Below are 17,213 nucleotides of genomic sequence, written 5' to 3' on the forward strand. Positions count from 1 at the left end.
GATCAAGGGTCGCATCGAGTGGAGCAATACCGAACTCGACGACCTGGTGATCTTCCGTTCCGACGGCTACCCGACCTACAACTTCGCCGTGGTCGTCGACGACATCGACATGGCGATCAGCGACGTGATCCGCGGCGACGACCACGTCAACAACACGCCGCGCCAGATCAATATCTATGAAGCGCTGGGCGTGCCGGTGCCGCATTTTTCGCACATGCCGATGATCCTCGACCCCGAGGGCAACAAGCTGTCCAAGCGCCACGGCGCTGCCAACGTGATGCAATACCGCGACGACGGCTATCTGCCGCACGCGCTGATGAACTACCTGGTGCGCCTGGGCTGGTCGCATGGCGACCAGGAAATCTTCAGCAAGGCCGAGATGATTTCCCTGTTCCAGATCGAAGACGTCAACTCGAAAGCCTCGCGCCTGGATCCCGACAAACTCGGCTGGCTCAACCAGCATTACCTGAAGACGGACGCGCCGGAAGCGGTCGCCGAGCATCTGCTCTGGCATCTGCAGCAGGCCGGTTACGATCTGGGTAAAGGCCCGAAGCCGGCCGATGTCGTGGTCGCCCTGCGCGATCGCGTGCAGACGCTCAAGGACATGGCCGCACGTGCGGCGATCTGGTATCTGCCACTGGAAAATTACGACGAAGCCGCGGTGGCGAAACACCTCGTCGCCGCTGCCGAAGCGCCGTTGACTGCAGTGCGCGCGCAGCTTGCGGCGCTGGGGCAGTGGTCGCCCGAATCCGTGCACGAAGCCCTGGCGGCGACCGGCGCGGCGCTGAACGTCGGCCTGGGCAAGATCGCGCAGCCGCTGCGCGTGGCGATCACCGGCACGCAGGTGTCGCCGTCGATCGAACACACGGTGTTCCTGGCCGGCCAAACCGAGGCGTTGGCGCGCATCGATGCCGCGCTGGCGCTGATCGCCAAAGCCAGCGCTTGAAAGATGCCGGGCGCGCGCCCACCCTAATGCCATGAGCAAGCACGATCACTCGCATGCCTGCACCGATCCCGGCCATCACGTGCACGATGCCCGCGGTTTCGTCAGCGCCGTCGAGCAGGCCTGCGAAACCCGCGGCCTGCGCCTGACGCCGTTGCGTGCGCAGGTGCTGGGCCTGGTGGCTGCGGCGGGCAAGCCGATCAAGGCCTACGATCTGCTGGATTTGATGAAGTCGGCATCGGCCGGCAGCGTCGCGCCACCGACCGTTTACCGCGCTCTGGATTTCCTGCTCGAGCAGGGCTTCATCCATCGCCTCGCTTCGATCAACGCTTTCGTCAGTTGCCACCATCCGCAGGTCGCGCATTCGGTGCCGTTCCTGATCTGCGACAACTGCCAGAACGCGATCGAGCTCGAAGACGAGCGCATCACCAACCTGCTCGATACGCAGGCCCGCAAGCTCGGTTTCATGCCGCGCGCGCAGACGCTGGAAGTGCACGGCCTGTGCGCGAACTGCAAGACGGCCTAGCTCGGTCGTAGGAGCGGCGTGAGCCGCGATTTCTTCAGGTCGCGTCGCGGAGCAGAGAAATCGCGGCTCACGCCGCTCCTGCGAATCGAACCAACGCACATCGCATCGAAGAAAAATGCCACCGGTCCGGGGACGCGCCGGTGGCGAAGATCGTTGACCCGATCAGTGCCTGATTCCGCTTCCGGAGACCGGAGCGGCTTTGATGAATCTGTCCGGGCCCGGTCTTCTGCCTTGTCCGGTACGAACGAGAATGTTATATTGTTTCAAATGCATTGCCTCTGCCATAAGTCATGACCCAGCCAACGCCGCGCAAACGCTGGTTTTTTTCCGCCTGGGTCGACTCCCTGGGCACGGCCGGTGCGCTGATCTGCGCGATCCATTGCGCTTTGCTTCCCTTCGTCCTCGCGGTGCTGCCGGCCCTGGGCCTGGGCATCCTGGCCTCCTCGGGTTTCGAGTACGGCTACGTCGCGTTCGCTTCGGTGCTGGCTCTGGCCAGCCTGTGGCAGGGCTATCGCCGCCATCGCGTGTATCGCGCGCTGGCTTTTCTGGTGCCGGGTCTGGTTGCGGTCTGGGCCGGTGTGTTGATGCCGTCGCTGCATGAAAACGTGATTGCGCACGCGGTGACGATGACCTTCGGCGGCACCCTGATCGCGGTCGCGCACCTGATCAACCTGCGCCTCACGCACGGCCATGTCCACGACGCCGGCTGCGCCCACAGCCATTGAGTTTGGTGGCCCGTGGCCGCGGGTGTTAGGCTACGCGCCTCGGAATGACCACTAAAGGAAATCACCATGGGTAAGGGCGACCGCAAGACCGCCAAGGGCAAGCGCAACATTTCCAGCTATGGCAATGCGCGCACCAACACCACAACCAAGCAGGTCGTGACCAAGGCTGCCGTCGCTGCACCCAAGGCCGCTCCGGCAGCCAAGAAAGCACCGGCCAAGAAAGCCGCTGCCAAGTAAGACCTTCGCGATCATCGCGAAAGAACGAAGCCCCGCATTGCGGGGCTTCTTCGTTCTGGTGCCGATAACCGCGAAGTGCCGCGAATCACACCAGCGTTTTTCCACCGATCCACAGGCGCTGCAGCGGATTGCCGCCCAGCCAGTAGGCGAGTTCCGAAGGATGGCCGATATCCCATTCGGCGACATCCGCGCGTTGGCCGACGACGAGCATGCCGCGATCTTCCAGGCCCAGGGCTTTTGCCGCATGCATGGTCGCGCCGCGCAGCGCTTCTTCCGGCGTCAGGCGGAAATGCGTGCAGGCCATCGACATCGCCAGACGCAACGACTGCAGCGGCGACGTGCCCGGATTGAGATCGGTCGCGACCGCCATCGCCACGCCATGCGCGCGCAGCTCCGCGATTGGCGGCAGTTTCGTTTCCCGCAATACATGAAATGCGCCAGGCAGCAGCACGGCAACGGTGCCATGCTTCGCCATCGCGCGGACCGCGTCCTCGCTGCTGTATTCGAGATGATCGGCGGACAGCCCGTCGAACTCCGCGCAAAGCGCGGCACCGCCGAGATCGCTGAGCTGGTCGGCATGCAGTTTCACCGGCAGGCCGAGTTCGCGCGCGGTTTTGAACATGCGCCGTGTCTGCGCCACGCTGAAACCGATGCCTTCGCAGAACGCATCGACGGCGTCGACCAGACCTTCGCCGTGCAGTTCGCGCAGCCAGCCGCAGGCCGCATCGACGTAGCCGTCGGCATTACCGGCGAATTCCGGTGGCAATGCATGTGCGCCGAGGTAGGTCGTACGCACGGTGATGCCGAGTTCGCGGCCGATCCGGCGCGCGACCGTCAACATGCGGCGTTCGCTTTCCAGATCCAGTCCGTAACCGGACTTGATCTCGACCGTGGTCACGCCGTCGGCACGCAACGCGGCGGCGCGCGGCAGCGAATCGCCGAACAATTCGTCGGGATAGCGCGCACGCGTCGCTCTTACCGTCGAAAGAATGCCGCCGCCTTCGCGGGCGATCTGTTCGTAGCTCGCGCCCTGCAGGCGTCGCTCGAATTCCTGGGCGCGATTGCCGGCGAACACCAGATGCGTGTGGCAATCGACGAGTCCCGGCGTGAGCCAATGGCCATGCGCGGAATCAATGTGATCGGCGAGCATTTCCGGCGCATCCGGTAGATCCGCCTGCGCACCGGCGTAGACGATCACGCCGTCCTTGAAGGCGATTGCGCCGGCCTCGATCGCGCCGTACGCGCCCAGGTCGGAACGCAGGGTGGCTAGACGCGCATCGAGAATCAGTCGGTCCCAACGGCTCATCGGATCGCTCCATTCGCGCGCAGCACTGCGGGGTCGAGACCATAGTGGCGTGCGATCTCGTCGCTGTGCTCGCCCAGATGCGGCGGCGGGCGCTGGTAATGCACCGGCGTCGCGGAAAGATTCAGCGGGCTGCCGATCATCGGCACGCCGGCGAGTTCGATGCGCAGCCCACGCGCCTGCGCGACCGGATGCGCCAATGCCTGCTTGACCGAATTGATCGGCGCCACCGGCACGCCAGCGGCATCGAACAAGGCCAGCCAGTGCGCGACATCCTGCGTCAGGAACAGGCTGTCCATCTCCAGGCACAGGGCTTCGCGATGCGTCACACGCGCGGCATTGTTGCCGTAGCGCGCATCGCGCAGCCAGTCTTCGTGATCGAGTGCCATGCAGGTCTGCACCCACAATTTTTCGCTGGCCACCGCGAGCACGAATTCGCCGTCGCGGGCATGGAAGGCCTGGTAGGGCACGATGCTTGGATGTTCGTTGCCGCAACGCGGCGCGTCTTCGCCGGTGAACAGCACGTTGCTGCCGACGTTCGCCAGCCAGCTCAATTGCGTGTCGAACAGCGAGACATCGATGCGCTGGCCGCGACCGCTGGTGTGGCGATGGAACAGCGCGGCGAGGATCGCCGTCGTCGCGTTCTGGCCAGTGGCGAGATCGGCGACCGCGACGCCGACCTTGTGCGGTTCGCCATCGATCGCACCGGTGATCGACATCAATCCGGCTTCGGCCTGCACCACGTAGTCGTAACCTGGCCGCGTCGCATCCGGGCCAGTGCGGCCGTATCCGGAGATCGAGCAATAGATCAGGCGCGGATTGATCGCCGCGAGTTCCTCGTAACCGACGCCAAGTGTCTCCGCCGTACCAGTCCGATAGTTTTCGATCAGCACATCCGCCTCGCGCACCAGCGCTTCCAGCAACGGCCGCGCGCCGGGCGCGCGCAGGTCGATGGCGAGCGAACGCTTGTTGCGATTGCAGCAGGCGAAATACGCCGAGAGGCCATCCTTGAACGGCGGGCCAAGACCGCGGGTATCGTCGCCTTCGAACGGCTCAAGCTTGATCACGTCGGCGCCGAGATCGGCCAGTTGCATGCCGCACCACGGTCCCGCCAGCACGCGGGAAAGTTCCAGGACGACGATGCCGGAGAGAGAAGACATGGCCGCATTGTAAGCGGCTAGAATCGGCAAATGCGCGATCTCGTCCTCCCTGGCATCCCCAATATCCATTCGCATGCGTTCCAGCGCGCGATGGCTGGCCTCGCCGAACGCCAGCTCAATCCCGCCGACAGCTTCTGGACCTGGCGCGAACTGATGTATCGCTTCGCCGGCCGCATCGATCCGGAAGCGCAGTACGACATCGCCGCGCAGTTGTACGTCGAGATGCTCGAAGCCGGCTACACCAGCGTCTGCGAATTTCATTACCTGCATCACCAGCCCGATGGCCGGCCTTACGCCGATCCCGCGGCGATGTCGCGCGCGATCATCGCCGCCGCACGCGACACCGGCATCCGCCTGACCTTGTTGCCGGTGCTGTACATGAGTGGCGGCTTCGATGGTCGCGCGCTATCCGAACGCCAGCGCCGTTTCGGCCATTCCGTCGATGCCTATCTTTCATTGCTGTCGACGCTGCGCGCCGAACAACACGAAAGTCTGCGTGTCGGCATCGCCTTGCACAGCCTGCGCGCCGTGCCTGCCGACGCGCTCGCGGAAGTGCTGTCGGCGATCGGCGATGCCGTCATGCCGATCCATATCCATATCGCCGAACAGACTGCGGAAGTCGACGACTGCATCGCGGTGCGCGGTGCGCGCCCGGTCGAATGGCTGCTGGCGAATGCACCGGTGGATGCACGCTGGACGCTGGTGCACGCCACGCATCTGAGCGATTCGGAAATGCGTGGAATCGCGGCATCGAAAGCCGTCGTGGCCTTATGCCCGACCACCGAGGCCAATCTCGGCGACGGCCTGTTCCCGCTGCGCGAATTCCTCGCGCTCGGCGGCCGCATCGGCATCGGTTCCGATTCCAATGTCTCGGTATCACCGGTTGAGGAACTGCGCTGGCTCGAATACGGCCAGCGCCTGATCACCCGGCAGCGCAATGTCGGCAGCTCCGCCGCGCAGCCCAGCGCCGGCCAGAACCTGTTCGAACTCGCGATCGCCGGCGGACTGCAGTCCTGCCAGCAGGAAGGTGCGGCGCGCGATCACCTCGTGCTCGATGCCGATGCGCCGGCACTGGCGGGCGTCACGCCCGAGACTTTGCACGATCGATTCGTGTTTGCGGGAAATCGTCCCTTGCTACGCAGCGTGAGTGTCGCTGGGCGCGTGGTGGTCGAGAACGGCCGGCATGCGCAGGCGGAAGCGATTGCGCGGCGTTATCGCGGGCGCTTGCAGGCCTTGCTCACCGATAGTTGAGCGGGTCGTGATTCCGAACATCCCCGCGAAGGCGGAGATAACGGCGGCGAGTTCCTAAATTCCCAGCGCCAACTGTCCCCGACGCACGCCCTCATGCTCAAGCAAAAATTGCTTGATCGGCAAGCCACCACCAAATCCAGTAAGACTGCCATCGCTGCCGATCACGCGGTGACAGGGCAGGATGATGGGCAGCGGGTTGCGGCCGTTCGCGGCACCGACGGCGCGCACGGCTTTGGCGTCGCCGACGCGGCGCGCGACGTCGCCGTAACTCCAGGTGCTGCCGAATTCTATTTCCGCGAGCGTCCGCCAGACCTTGCACTGGAACGGCGTGCCGACCGGGGCGAGGGCGAGATCGAACCGCCGGCGCCCGCCGGCGAAATATTCCAGCAATTGTTCGCGCGCCTCGCGCAAAGCGGACGCATCGCGCTTCCAGCCGGTGCGTTCGCCGATGTCATGCCTGTTCGTCTCGAACAGGATATGGCGCAGGCCTTCAGTTTCTGACGCAATGGTGAGTTTGCCGATCGGCGTCGCGAACTCGTCGTACCACATCAGCGCTTCTCCTTCGCCAAGTCGCCCGACAGATGCCACAGGTGCAGCACGGCATACGCACGCCACGGCCGCCAGGCCTGCGAGCGCGCCTCGGTCGCTCGCTCGCTCAGGCGTTGCCCGTCACCCAGCACCTGCTGCAGCACCAGATCGCCGGCTGGAAACGCATCGGGATGGCTGAGCGCACGCATCGCCGCGTAGTGCGCGGTCCACGGGCCGATGCCAGGGAGTGCGACGAACGCATCGATGAAATCCTGCAGGCGTTGCCCTGCACCGAAATGAATCCGTTGCTCGAGCACGGTCGCGGACAGCGAACGCAGCGTCGCCGCGCGTGATTTCGGCAGGCCGATTTTTTCCAGCGGCGCATCGAGCAATTGTGCCGGCGTCGGAAACACGCGATCCAGTCCGGCGCGGGCGCTCGCGCGATGTTCGCCGTAGGTATCGACCAGCCGCCGCGCCAGCGTCGTTGCGCCGGCAACGCTGACCTGCTGGCCGAGCACTGCGCGCACCGCGACTTCGAAGCCGTCCCAGCCGCCGGGAACCCGCAGGCCCGGACGTTTCCGCGCCGCTTTCGCCAGCAGCGCATCACCGGCGAACGCCGCGTGGACCTGCGCGAGATCGGCATCGAGATCGAAAATTCGCCGCACGCGCCGGACGATATCCGGAATCGCGCGCGGATCGCCGCCGGAAATTTCCAGGCGCAGCTCCGGCTTTTTTGCATCGGCGGTGACGCGGATCCAGATCGACGCATCGGCCGTGCCGATCACGCGCTCGTAGCTGTCGGCATCGATGCGCTCGATGCCGGGAATGGCGCGTTTGCCGAGAAACGCGAGCATCGCCGGGAAATCCAGCGGCGGTCGATAGCCAAGGCGCAGGCTCAATACGCCGGCCGGCGTTTCGATGCGCTGGCGTCGGATCGCCGTTGGCGCCATGCCGCAGCCATCGAGAAACGCCGCATTGAATCGGCGCAGGCTGTTGAAGCCTGCGGCCAGCGCGACCTGCGTTACCGGCAACGCGGTTTCAGTCAGCAATTGTTTCGCCAGCAACAAGCGTCGCGTCGTGTGCACGGCGATCGGCGTGGCACCGGCCTGGCTCAGGAACACACGGCGCAATTGCCGGCTGCCGATGCCGACCTGCGTGGCCAGCGTCTCGATCGATCCGTCCTGCAACGCGCCTTCGGCGATCAATGCCAGCGCGCGTTGCACGGCGTCTTCGTTGTCGCGCGCATGCGTACCGGGCGACAGCTCCGGCCGGCAACGCAGGCAGGGCCGATAGCCCGCCGCCGCCGCGGCCGCCGCGCTCGGGTAATACGAGATGTTCTGTCGCTTCGGCGTCGGTGCCGGGCAAACCGGCCGGCAATAGATTCCCGTGCTGCGCACCGCCGTGAAGAACAGCCCGTCGAAACGCGCGTCCTTCGCGGCGCGGGCGCGGTCGCAGATAGTGGGCGAGGGCATGGTGTGGATCGACATGGCCGCATCCTAACGCCATCACCAGCGGCAGACTCGCCGTTTTCGGACATCAATGCCCCGCCCGTGGGAGCCAGCTCGCTGGCGACATCCCGACAAAAAACACCCCGCCCGTAGGAGCCAGCTTGCTGGCGACATCCCGATGAAATGCAGACTCTGTCCTCGCAAGCAGGGGAGTTCGGGGGGTGCAGTCGAGACATGCTTGTCGTCAGCAAGCTGGCTCCTGCGATGCGGGGATGTCGCCAGCGAGCTGGCTCCTGCAGGGACGGGAGAGAGGCGCGGCTATAATTGCCGCCTCGCCTACGGAGCCTACGCATGTCCGCCAACCGCAAAGACCCGACCCGCAAGATCCGCTCGCCGCGCGGCAGCACGCTCAATTGCAAGAGCTGGCTCACCGAGGCCGCGTACCGGATGCTGCAGAACAACCTCGACGACGAAGTCGCTGAGAATCCGCAGGAACTGGTTGTCTACGGCGGCATCGGCCGCGCCGCGCGCGATTGGGCGAGCTACGACAGGATCCTGGAAACCCTGCGCACGCTCGAGGACGACGAAACCCTGCTCGTGCAATCGTGCAAGCCGGTCGGCGTGTTCCCCTCGCACCCGGATGCGCCGCGCGTGTTGATCGCCAACTCCAACCTCGTGCCGCACTGGGCGACCTGGGAACACTTCAACGAACTCGATAAGAAAGGTTTGATGATGTACGGCCAGATGACCGCCGGCAGCTGGATCTACATCGGTTCGCAGGGCATCGTGCAGGGCACGTACGAAACCTTCGTCGAGATGGGCCGCCAGCACTACAACGGCGATCTCACCGGCAAATGGATCCTCACCGCCGGTCTCGGCGGCATGGGCGGCGCGCAGCCGCTTGCGGCATCGCTCGCCGGCGCGTCGTCGCTGAACATCGAATGCCAGCAGAGCCGCATCGACATGCGCATCAAGACGCGCTATGTCGACGAACAGGCCAGCGATCTCGATGATGCACTCGCGCGCCTGGATAAATATCGCGTTGAAGGCAAGGCACGTTCGATCGCGCTGCTTGGCAATGCCGCGGAAATCCTGCCCGAACTCGTGCGCCGCGGCGTGCGTCCCGATGCCGTCACCGACCAGACCTCGGCGCACGATCCCGTGCACGGCTACCTGCCGATCGGCTGGACGTTGGAACAATGGTGGGACAAGCAGAAGACCGCGCCGGAAGAAGTGCGCGACGCCGCCAAACAATCGATGCGCGTGCACGTCGAGGCGATGTTGCAGTTCGAGAAGCAGGGCATCCCGACTTTCGACTACGGCAACAACATCCGGCAGATGGCGAAGGACGTCGGCTGCGAAAATGCTTTCGATTTCCCCGGCTTCGTGCCCGCGTACGTGCGTCCGCTGTTCTGCCGCGGCGTCGGCCCGTTCCGTTGGGTCGCGCTGTCCGGCGATCCGGAAGACATCTACAAGACCGATGAAAAAGTGAAAGAGCTGCTGCCCGACAACAAGCATCTGCATCGCTGGCTGGACATGGCCAAGGAACGCATCAGTTTCCAGGGCCTGCCCGCGCGCATCTGCTGGGTTGGCCTCGGCGATCGCCACCGCCTCGCGCTCGCGTTCAACGAAATGGTGCGCACCGGCGAAGTCAGCGCGCCGATCGTGATCGGTCGTGATCATCTCGATTCCGGATCGGTCGCATCGCCGAATCGCGAAACCGAAGCAATGCTGGACGGCAGCGATGCGGTTTCCGACTGGCCGCTGCTCAACGCGATGCTCAACGTCGCCGGCGGCGCGACCTGGGTGTCATTGCACCATGGCGGTGGCGTCGGCATGGGCTACAGCCAGCACAGCGGCGTGGTTATCGTTGCCGATGGCAGCGATGCCGCCGACAAGCGCCTCGCGCGCGTGCTCTGGAACGATCCCGGCACCGGCGTGATGCGCCATGCCGATGCCGGTTACGACATCGCCAAGGCCTGCGCGAAAGAGCAGGGCCTGAAGCTGCCGATGATCGGATAAGCCTTCGGCAACGCTGACGATGAGCGCGCATCCTCTCGACAATCCGGTCTGGGCATCGCTCAACAGCGCGCACGCGGCTTTGGCGCGCAAGTCGGGTAACGCTGCGCGCTATCCGTCGGATGCGGCGCCCTTCGTCGCGGTGGGCTCGGACGATGTGCAGGCAGGAGAACGGGCTGCGAGTCTGGTGGCTGCCGGTGAGTCGGTCTGTTTCGTCGGCCTGGCGCCGCCGCTATCCGATGCCTGGAGTGCCAAGCCTTCGCTGCTGATCGCGCAGATGATCTGTCATTCGCCGGTCAGCGTTGTCGATGGCCCGGAGATCGTCGAGATGTCGTCGGCGCAGGTCGCGGACATGCTCGCGTTGACGGCCCTGGTGTATCCGTATTATTTCCGGCCGCGCACGATCGCAATGGGCCGCTATTTCGGGATCTACGATGGCGATACGCTCGTGGCTATGGCCGGCGAGCGCATGCGCTTCGATGGCCATCAGGAAATCAGCGCCGTCTGCACGCACCCCGATCACACCGGCCGCGGCTATGCGCAACGCCTGGTGGCGATGCTTGGCAACGACATCCTCGACAGCGGGCGCGTTCCGTTCCTGCACGTGAGTCATGAAAACACCCGCGCGAAATCTCTATACGAACGCATGGGCTACACGTTCCGCGCCGATATTCCTTTGTTGGCGGTGAAGCGCTTGGCAGTCAGCGAATAGCGCCAGTTTCCGATCACTGGCCGGTCGCTGCGGTTACAGTCGCGTCGACAAAGCCATCGCCGCCGCGGGATTGCGTTCTTTGGCGCTGCTGATGAAATAGACGAAGACGTCGCGTGCTGTTTTTGTCGCTGTCGTTTCCTGCACCGTCGGAAGATCCTCCGGAATTCCACCTTCCGCCCATAGCCGTGTTCGTGCCGCCCAGGCATCGAGGTCGGCGGGCGCATAGCCGGTCGAGATGTCGGATCGGCTGCGCATCAGCCGCGCGTAGACGAAATCGCCGGTGACGTCGGCGAACGATGGATAGTCGGGTGAATCGGTGAAGACCGAAGCGCGGCCGCGGCCGCGCATCAGCTCGATGTAGGCATCGCTGCGGAAACTGTCGTGGCGCACTTCCAGCACATGGCGCAGCGGCTGTCCGTCGAGCTGTTGCGGCAGCAAGTCAAGGAATGCGGCGATATCGTCGGCGTCGAAAGGACGATGCGGCCCGAGTTGCCAGAGCAGCGGTCCCAGGCGGTCGCCGAATTCGGCGAGACCGCCGGATACAAATCCTTCGACCAGCTTGCGTGTGCCGGCGAGCTTGCGCATTTCCACGATGATGCGCGGTGCCTTCAGCGAGAATACGAAACCTTCCGGCGTCTCGTTGCGCCACTTCGCGTAGGTCGCCGGTTTCTGCGCGCCGTAATAAGTGCCGTTGATTTCGATGGTCGCGAGTTGGCGACTCGCGTATTCGAGTTCGCGTTTTTGCACCAACCCGGCCGGATAGAAATTATTCCGCCAGGGTGCGAACACCCAGCCGCCGATGCCGGTGCGGATCGAGGGATGGCGCGCAGATGCCGTAGCGAAAAGATCATCGCCCGGGATTTTTCCGGTCATCGCCGCGTCCTCGCCATTGTCGATGCCCTGATCCTAGCGCGCTGCCACCGCCAACAAAAAGCCCCGCGATGCGGGGCTTTTTGTCGACCGATGGAAACGAAGCTCAGCCGGCCATCTTGCGTACGCTGTTGCGCAGCTGACTTTTCAGCACTTCGGTGGCACCGATGTATTGCTTGGCGTAGACGCGGACGATGAAGTCGTTGCTGCGGTCGAACACCACTTGGTTGAGCGAGTGCTGCAACGAGCTTTCGCTTTTCTCAAGGGCGGTGATGCAGGCCGGGCTCACCGACTTGAACTTGCCGCGGGCATCGGCATAGGCGCTGGAAAACTGCCCGATGTCGGCCATCACGTGCGTTTTGGATTTCTTGGCCTTGACCCCGGTGGACAGGTTCTCGATCAGGTCCTGCTTGGCCTTGGCCAGTTTCGAGAAAACGCCGCTGAGTGTTTTGTCAGTGACCGCTTTTGCGGCCTCTTCGTAGAATTCCGCACCCTCGTGGCTGACCTCGACGATGTCCTGGATAAGCAGTGTGGTTTCGCTCATGAATCCTCCTTGACGGATTTCGGAACACGGACGAACGACCGCGGCAAACCCTGAGCGGGGTTCGCTGACGCCGGAACGGCGGTGGGAGAGCGCGGATACGTGCGATAAGTGGCGCTACTTCGCCACTGCGAAGCAAGATAGCAAACGGGGCATGAAATTATCGTTATTGCCGGGGTTTCAGCGGTCCAGGCGGATTCCGGGCGGTAAATCAGCTGGTTTGAGGGGCGGGCTTCAGGCAAACCAGCGTTTGAAACGGATGCTGAAACGTTGTTGGCGCTGCCGGGGAAACCAACCGATTTCAGTGAACGCGAGCCTGCGGTGACCTGCGTGCCATGGATACACGATGCGTCGCGATGGCTCTCACACCACCCGCAAGTGATACATCCGCAGCGTGCCGAAATTTTTCGCGGCCGGCACCTGCCCGACGTAATCGCAGGCGAAGCCGTCCGGAGCGAGGGCGAGGCGGGCGGCGAATTGTTCGGTGACGTAGACCTCGCCCGGTGGCGTCACCGGCTCGATGCGTGCGGTGCGGCTGACATGCGCGCCGAAATAGTTGGTCAGGCCTAGCACCGGGTCGATCGCTTCGAATACCGGGCCGAAGTGACCGCCGAGACGCAGGGCCAGTGTTTCCGGAAGACCGCAGGCGCGCAGGTCGATCGCCTTCATCGCTGCTTGCAGGTCGAGAGCACAGCGCGCCGCTGCGGCGACATCGCCAAGCACGAGGAACAAGCCATCACCCCAAGTGTTGCGATAACTCAGTTGCGCGCCGTAACGTGCGAGCACCGTGCCGATCGCGCCAAGAACGTTTTCCACGAACGCGGGGATCTGCGCTTCCTGCAGTTTGCTGAAGCCTTTCACGTCGCCGAACAGCATCGCCTTGAGCTGACGTTCCGATGCCGTCGGCAAAGTGGATCGCGCATTCGTCGCCGCCGCATTGCCCTGGCTGGCGATGATCGTCGTTTCTCGGCCGGCGTCACGCCAGGTGCGGATATCGAAACTCGTGCCGGCCACGCCGCCGGTATCGACGCCGTCCCAGACTGCGATTTGCTGAACGCTGGCGTCGAGGAAACGCGCGCGCAATATCGCCAGGCCCATCGCCACGAACGAACCATAGGAAAAAATCCAGTCGTGGCCGAGATGGCGATCGTCGGTTGCGAAGGTGATCGAATGCGCCTGCTGCAGGCAGCGTTCGAAGCGCAGCAGCCAATCGCCGCCGGCGGGCGCGACGGAAGTGGCGGTGAATTCGTCGCGCGCGAATGGCAGCACGATGTGCAGTTCGGCATCACGCGCGAGCAGGGCTTCGGCGAACAGGATGTCGGCACCGGAGGCGAGCCCGCCGTAGCCGAAACCGACACGCAGCGCATCGAGATCGTTCTTGATCGCGGCGGCAATGGCACCTTCCTGGTCGGCAGGAAAGCGACCGTTCGCGCCGGGGCTGGCGATCATGTGGCCGGTGTAATGAATCACGGCCGGCGGTGCCAGCGCCGCCAGCACGATGTCGTCGATACCGCGCTGTTCGCAAACCAATCGAAGCTGTCGGCGCGTGGCCGCGCGTGCGGCGAGGTCCTCGCCCTGTACGGCGGCGTTCGCCAGCGCTCGCGATGCCGATTCGACATCGGCGAGCACCAGCGCGGCTTCGGCTTCCGATGCCGCGCGATAGTAGTTTTCTTCGACGCTCTCGCCGGGCACTCGGCACAGGGGCAACACTTCCCGCGCGATACGTTCGGCGGTGCGCGTTTCGCCGGCGAGCAGGCGCAGCGTGGCGACATTGATGCCCGGGTAGTAACCGCCGCCGCCGCGATAGATCGCTTCGTAGCGATCCGCCGCCAGCGTCAGCAACGCGATGCGCTCCGCGCCCGTGCTGGCGAGCGCGTGATCCTTGGCGATGCGCGCACCCAGCGCGGCGATGTCGACATCCTTCGAGGCATCCAAGCCTAGCCGCAGGAACTCCGCTTCCGCCTGCGTGGTGGCGCCGGCCTTGGCAAGATTGAGGACGGCGCGATGGCCGAGGCGCAGATGTCCGGGATGCGCATCCAGCGCCTGCAACGCGGTGTCGTAGGCGAGCAGCAGTTCGCCGCGGGCCTCGAGTTGGCGGACGCGCGCCAGCCAGTCCTCGGGGCCGTTCATGGGCCCGGCTTACTGCGCGGCGCAGCGGATGCGGATGATCGAACCATCCTGCACTTCGCCTTTCACGCGGGTGAGTTTCATCATCTTGTCGTCGACGATGTCCAGGTGAAAACTGTCGCTCTGATCGGCGTCGTCGGCGGTTGGCAGAAAATCGAAACCACCGCCGGTCGCGACCGCGCGCGAGGCGACATCCCAGTTTTCCGCCTGCGGATGATTGACGCGCGTGAGGACGGTATCGGGGCCGGTGCGGATGATTTCGTAGCGGATGGTCATGCCGTTGTACGGCTGGCACCAGAAGCCGAGCAGGAAGTCGATGCTGTTGCGTTTTGGTGTGTGCGCGACCGGCGCGACGGGCGCAGCGACGGCAGGTGCAACCGCAGGCGCAGGTGCGGCGACAGGCGCGGGTGTGTTTGTGGCGACGGCAGCAACCGGTGTTGTGACGGCGGGTGCTGCGACGGCGGCGTTCACGGGCGCAGGCGCGCTCACAGTCGATGCCGGAGCCGGTGCATTTGCCGCCGGAACCGTCGTTGCGATGTTGGTCGCGGCGGGACGTTGGCTGTAGATCCATGTTCCCGCGATCGCCAGGGCAATCGCTGCCACGGCCAACAGGCCGAGCAATACCGGCGAATGCGAACGCGCAGGTGTGGGTATCGGCATCGGCGCCGGAATCGACGACCGCACCGGTGCCGCGCCCGGCACCGACATCGCCTTGATCGCCGCGACCAGCGGCATCAGGTGCTGCTCCATCGGCGATTTCCAGGCATCGACCCACTGCGCCGAGGAAATATAGAACTCCAGCGCGCCGGAGGGATTCACTTCGCGGATGCGTACCGGTAGCACCGGTTTGGTCTTGCTGACCGCGCGTTCGACTTCCTTGCGCACGAATTGCGAATCGTTGGACTGGTCCGAGAGCACCAGCACCAGCGCGCGCGCTTGTTCGATCGCATCGATGATCGCCTGGCCGTATTCCACGCCCGGCGACACGTCGCGCGGCGCCACCCAGCAGCTGATGCCTTGCCCTTCGAGAAATCCGACGATGCGGAACGCGATATCGCGGTCGGCGCTGGCATAACTGACGAAGATATCGGGCATCGTCCGCCTCGGCCGGTCAGGAGGGTAGGGGGCAGTCTAGCAGCAGCCCGCGCGGGGCCGGCAAGCCCGCGTCATGGGGCGATCATGAGCGTGTTGCCTGGCGATTCGCAGCCGCGAGATCCATCCGGGCGTGATGCAATCGTTGCGGCGCGGCGAATTGCTGTCGGCTCTATGATGGTTCCCGCGGCAGTCCGATCGTCGCCCGCGGCTATACGATTCCGGCACATCGTTACTCACGAGGCTCGAATGAATTGGCGAACGCTTGATCGAAAACCGCCCTGCATCATCGCTCACCGCGGCGCCAGTGGCTTGCGTCCGGAACATACATTGCAGGGTTATGCATTGGCCCTGACGCAGGGCGCCGATGTGATCGAACCGGATCTGGTTCCAAGTGGCGATGGCATCCTGTTTGCGCGACATGAGCCGGCGCTGGCGCGCAGCACGGATATCGCAATGCATGCGGAGTTCGAGCAGCGTCGGCGCGATGGTGATTGGCGTGCGGATGATTTTCTCGCGATCGAACTGGACAGGCTGCGAGCGACGCAACCGTTTCCGGGGCGTGCGCGCGACAACGATGGAAAATTTTCCCTGCCGCGCTGGTCGGCGATCCTCGATTGGGCTGCAGGTGCTGCGCAAGAACGCGGCTGCGATGTCGTTCTTTATCCCGAGATCAAGCATCCGACGCAGCTTGCGGCGCGCGGCGTCGATCCGGTGCCCGCCTTCATCGCCAGTGTGGCGCCGCTGTCGGAAGTTGTTGAAGTCAGGGTGCAATGCTTCGAGGTGGAGGCGCTGCGGCGTATCCATCGCGAAACCGGTTTGCCCTGTGCGCTGCTGCTCGACGCGGATGCCGATTGGTCCGCAGCCATTGCGATGCATGGTGACTGGCTGCAGCGCCTGGGCGTGCACAAGCGGCTTCTTTATCGCGACGGTGACGATTCCGGACTCGTGGCTGCCGCGCACGCCGCCGGATTGTGCGTGGATGCGTGGACGTTTCGCGATGATGCCGTTGGCGAAGGACACGCCGATATCCATTCGGAAATGGCGGCGGCGATGCGATTGGGCGTGGACGGATTGTTCTGCGATTTTCCGGCGACGGGAATTTCAGTGCGAGGAGGGCTGGCCGATTCGTGAATCGTCATCCTGGCGAACGCCGGGATGACGGGACCGAAGCGTGGTGATGACGCCGACCAACGCTTCCGATCGCTGGCATCAACGTCCGTTGACGCTGTATTTTCCCGGTCCGAGCAAGCTCAGGGCGATCGCGGTGAGCAGGAACATGCCCTGCAATTCCAGCGCCCAGCCGCCTTGTTCGTTGAGACCGGTGAGCTGGCCCATGTGCGCGAGGAAGAACGCCATCGCCATGTTGACGGCGATCAGCGCGGCACCGGCGCGCGCATAAAAACCGGCGATCAACAACACCGGCCCAAGCACTTCGCCAATCAGCGCGCCCCAGGCCAACTGCGGCGGCAGGCCATGCGCCTGCAGCATGTGTTCGATGCCGCCGACGCCACCTTTGATCTTGGCAATGCCGTGCAGCAGGATCAGCGCGCCTAGCGCGATGCGCAGGATGAGTTTGCCGGCGTCTTGTTGGGAGTTCTGGGCCATGGGGTTCTCGGGAGGAAGTGAGTGGTGAGTGGTGAGCGGAAAGAGCTTATGGGATTTTGTCTTCCCCGCGAAGGCGGGAAGCGCTTCTCAACGGCGAAGCCGGGCATCCAGTGACTTGGCTTC

At 64.3% G+C, this 17,213-nt stretch carries 17 protein-coding genes; 8 read left to right on the forward strand and 9 right to left on the reverse strand.

Annotation, left to right across the window (positions count from 1 at the left end):
• From gltX to VKM35_RS03145, 4 genes are all read left to right on the forward strand, one after another.
• On the forward strand, positions 1 to 946 hold a 946-nt coding region (gltX, locus tag VKM35_RS03130; protein ID WP_324318255.1), incomplete at its 5' end, for a glutamate--tRNA ligase.
• A gap of 31 nt (positions 947 to 977) precedes the next feature.
• Entirely contained in the window at positions 978 to 1,469 is a 492-nt protein-coding gene (locus VKM35_RS03135) for a transcriptional repressor (RefSeq protein ID WP_324318257.1), read from the forward strand.
• A gap of 290 nt (positions 1,470 to 1,759) precedes the next feature.
• Positions 1,760 to 2,194, forward strand: a complete 435-nt coding sequence (locus VKM35_RS03140; protein ID WP_324318259.1) for a MerC domain-containing protein — start codon at positions 1,760 to 1,762, stop codon at positions 2,192 to 2,194.
• Between the two features lie 66 nt (positions 2,195 to 2,260).
• Positions 2,261 to 2,431 carry a 30S ribosomal protein THX gene (locus tag VKM35_RS03145; RefSeq protein WP_324318261.1) on the forward strand — a complete coding sequence of 57 codons (171 nt, stop codon included), beginning with the start codon at positions 2,261 to 2,263 and terminating at the stop codon, positions 2,429 to 2,431.
• 85 nt (positions 2,432 to 2,516) lie between these two features.
• On the opposite strand, the gene hutI is transcribed toward VKM35_RS03145, so the two are convergent.
• Positions 2,517 to 3,737 (reverse strand): imidazolonepropionase, encoded by a 1,221-nt coding sequence (gene hutI / locus VKM35_RS03150; RefSeq protein WP_324318263.1) that lies wholly within the window; start codon positions 3,735 to 3,737, stop codon positions 2,517 to 2,519.
• On the reverse strand, positions 3,734 to 4,894 hold the full coding sequence (locus VKM35_RS03155) for a CaiB/BaiF CoA-transferase family protein (protein ID WP_324318266.1): 1,161 nt from the start codon (positions 4,892 to 4,894) through the stop codon (positions 3,734 to 3,736). Before VKM35_RS03155 ends, hutI begins: the two co-directional genes overlap by 4 nt.
• 30 nt (positions 4,895 to 4,924) lie before the next feature.
• On the opposite strand from VKM35_RS03155, the gene VKM35_RS03160 reads away from it, so the two are divergent.
• On the forward strand, positions 4,925 to 6,145 hold the full coding sequence (locus VKM35_RS03160; protein WP_324318268.1) for a formimidoylglutamate deiminase: 1,221 nt from the start codon (positions 4,925 to 4,927) through the stop codon (positions 6,143 to 6,145).
• 54 nt (positions 6,146 to 6,199) lie between these two features.
• Here the strand turns inward: VKM35_RS03160 and VKM35_RS03165 are convergent, their stop codons facing one another.
• On the reverse strand, positions 6,200 to 6,694 hold the full coding sequence (locus VKM35_RS03165) for a methylated-DNA--[protein]-cysteine S-methyltransferase (RefSeq protein WP_324318270.1): 495 nt from the start codon (positions 6,692 to 6,694) through the stop codon (positions 6,200 to 6,202).
• Positions 6,694 to 8,160: an AlkA N-terminal domain-containing protein gene (locus tag VKM35_RS03170; RefSeq protein WP_324318272.1), complete on the reverse strand. Its 1,467-nt coding sequence runs from the start codon at positions 8,158 to 8,160 to the stop codon at positions 6,694 to 6,696. Before VKM35_RS03170 ends, VKM35_RS03165 begins: the two co-directional genes overlap by 1 nt.
• Before the next feature lie 312 nt (positions 8,161 to 8,472).
• Here VKM35_RS03170 and hutU point away from each other — a divergent pair, with 312 nt between their 5' ends.
• Both hutU and VKM35_RS03180 read left to right on the forward strand, forming a co-directional pair.
• Complete coding sequence (gene hutU, locus VKM35_RS03175) at positions 8,473 to 10,143, forward strand: urocanate hydratase (RefSeq protein ID WP_324318274.1); 1,671 nt, start codon at positions 8,473 to 8,475, stop codon at positions 10,141 to 10,143.
• A gap of 19 nt (positions 10,144 to 10,162) precedes the next feature.
• Positions 10,163 to 10,852 (forward strand): GNAT family N-acetyltransferase, encoded by a 690-nt coding sequence (locus VKM35_RS03180; protein ID WP_324318276.1) that lies wholly within the window; start codon positions 10,163 to 10,165, stop codon positions 10,850 to 10,852.
• A 33-nt stretch (positions 10,853 to 10,885) separates the two neighbouring features.
• On the opposite strand, the gene VKM35_RS03185 is transcribed toward VKM35_RS03180, so the two are convergent.
• The 4 genes from VKM35_RS03185 to VKM35_RS03200 form a co-directional block, all read right to left on the reverse strand.
• The gene (locus tag VKM35_RS03185) at positions 10,886 to 11,725 is read right to left on the reverse strand and encodes a DUF72 domain-containing protein (protein WP_324318278.1); all 840 of its coding nucleotides are present in this window, start codon (positions 11,723 to 11,725) and stop codon (positions 10,886 to 10,888) included.
• A 103-nt stretch (positions 11,726 to 11,828) separates the two neighbouring features.
• Positions 11,829 to 12,266, reverse strand: a complete 438-nt coding sequence (locus tag VKM35_RS03190; RefSeq protein WP_324318280.1) for a DUF2383 domain-containing protein — start codon at positions 12,264 to 12,266, stop codon at positions 11,829 to 11,831.
• 360 nt (positions 12,267 to 12,626) lie between these two features.
• Positions 12,627 to 14,393, reverse strand: a complete 1,767-nt coding sequence (locus VKM35_RS03195) for an adenylate/guanylate cyclase domain-containing protein (RefSeq protein ID WP_324318282.1) — start codon at positions 14,391 to 14,393, stop codon at positions 12,627 to 12,629.
• 9 nt (positions 14,394 to 14,402) lie between these two features.
• Complete coding sequence (locus VKM35_RS03200) at positions 14,403 to 15,485, reverse strand: toll/interleukin-1 receptor domain-containing protein (RefSeq protein WP_324318285.1); 1,083 nt, start codon at positions 15,483 to 15,485, stop codon at positions 14,403 to 14,405.
• Between VKM35_RS03200 and VKM35_RS03205 the strand changes: the two genes are divergently transcribed.
• On the forward strand, positions 15,408 to 16,616 hold the full coding sequence (locus VKM35_RS03205) for a glycerophosphodiester phosphodiesterase family protein (protein ID WP_324318287.1): 1,209 nt from the start codon (positions 15,408 to 15,410) through the stop codon (positions 16,614 to 16,616). The genes VKM35_RS03200 and VKM35_RS03205 overlap by 78 nt on opposite strands.
• Positions 16,617 to 16,694: 78 nt before the next feature.
• On the opposite strand, the gene VKM35_RS03210 is transcribed toward VKM35_RS03205, so the two are convergent.
• Positions 16,695 to 17,090: a DoxX family protein gene (locus VKM35_RS03210; RefSeq protein WP_324318289.1), complete on the reverse strand. Its 396-nt coding sequence runs from the start codon at positions 17,088 to 17,090 to the stop codon at positions 16,695 to 16,697.
• Between the last annotated feature and the right edge of the window lie 123 nt (positions 17,091 to 17,213).

Origin of the sequence: Arenimonas sp., assembly GCF_035312645.1 — a bacterium.
Taxonomy (GTDB): Bacteria; Pseudomonadota; Gammaproteobacteria; order Xanthomonadales; family Xanthomonadaceae; genus Arenimonas.

Bases quoted from the DNA above. Each gene is read 5' to 3' on its own strand.
- VKM35_RS03135 (WP_324318257.1), top strand. From the start codon at position 978: ATGAGCAAGCACGATCACTCGCATGCCTGCACCGATCCCGGCCATCAC.
- VKM35_RS03140 (WP_324318259.1), top strand. From the start codon at position 1,760: ATGACCCAGCCAACGCCGCGCAAACGCTGGTTTTTTTCCGCCTGGGTC.
- VKM35_RS03145 (WP_324318261.1), top strand. From the start codon at position 2,261: ATGGGTAAGGGCGACCGCAAGACCGCCAAGGGCAAGCGCAACATTTCC.
- hutI (WP_324318263.1), bottom strand. From the start codon at position 3,737: ATGAGCCGTTGGGACCGACTGATTCTCGATGCGCGTCTAGCCACCCTG.
- VKM35_RS03155 (WP_324318266.1), bottom strand. From the start codon at position 4,894: ATGTCTTCTCTCTCCGGCATCGTCGTCCTGGAACTTTCCCGCGTGCTG.
- VKM35_RS03160 (WP_324318268.1), top strand. From the start codon at position 4,925: ATGCGCGATCTCGTCCTCCCTGGCATCCCCAATATCCATTCGCATGCG.
- VKM35_RS03165 (WP_324318270.1), bottom strand. From the start codon at position 6,694: ATGTGGTACGACGAGTTCGCGACGCCGATCGGCAAACTCACCATTGCG.
- VKM35_RS03170 (WP_324318272.1), bottom strand. From the start codon at position 8,160: ATGTCGATCCACACCATGCCCTCGCCCACTATCTGCGACCGCGCCCGC.
- hutU (WP_324318274.1), top strand. From the start codon at position 8,473: ATGTCCGCCAACCGCAAAGACCCGACCCGCAAGATCCGCTCGCCGCGC.
- VKM35_RS03180 (WP_324318276.1), top strand. From the start codon at position 10,163: ATGAGCGCGCATCCTCTCGACAATCCGGTCTGGGCATCGCTCAACAGC.
- VKM35_RS03185 (WP_324318278.1), bottom strand. From the start codon at position 11,725: ATGACCGGAAAAATCCCGGGCGATGATCTTTTCGCTACGGCATCTGCG.
- VKM35_RS03190 (WP_324318280.1), bottom strand. From the start codon at position 12,266: ATGAGCGAAACCACACTGCTTATCCAGGACATCGTCGAGGTCAGCCAC.
- VKM35_RS03195 (WP_324318282.1), bottom strand. From the start codon at position 14,393: ATGAACGGCCCCGAGGACTGGCTGGCGCGCGTCCGCCAACTCGAGGCC.
- VKM35_RS03200 (WP_324318285.1), bottom strand. From the start codon at position 15,485: ATGCCCGATATCTTCGTCAGTTATGCCAGCGCCGACCGCGATATCGCG.
- VKM35_RS03210 (WP_324318289.1), bottom strand. From the start codon at position 17,090: ATGGCCCAGAACTCCCAACAAGACGCCGGCAAACTCATCCTGCGCATC.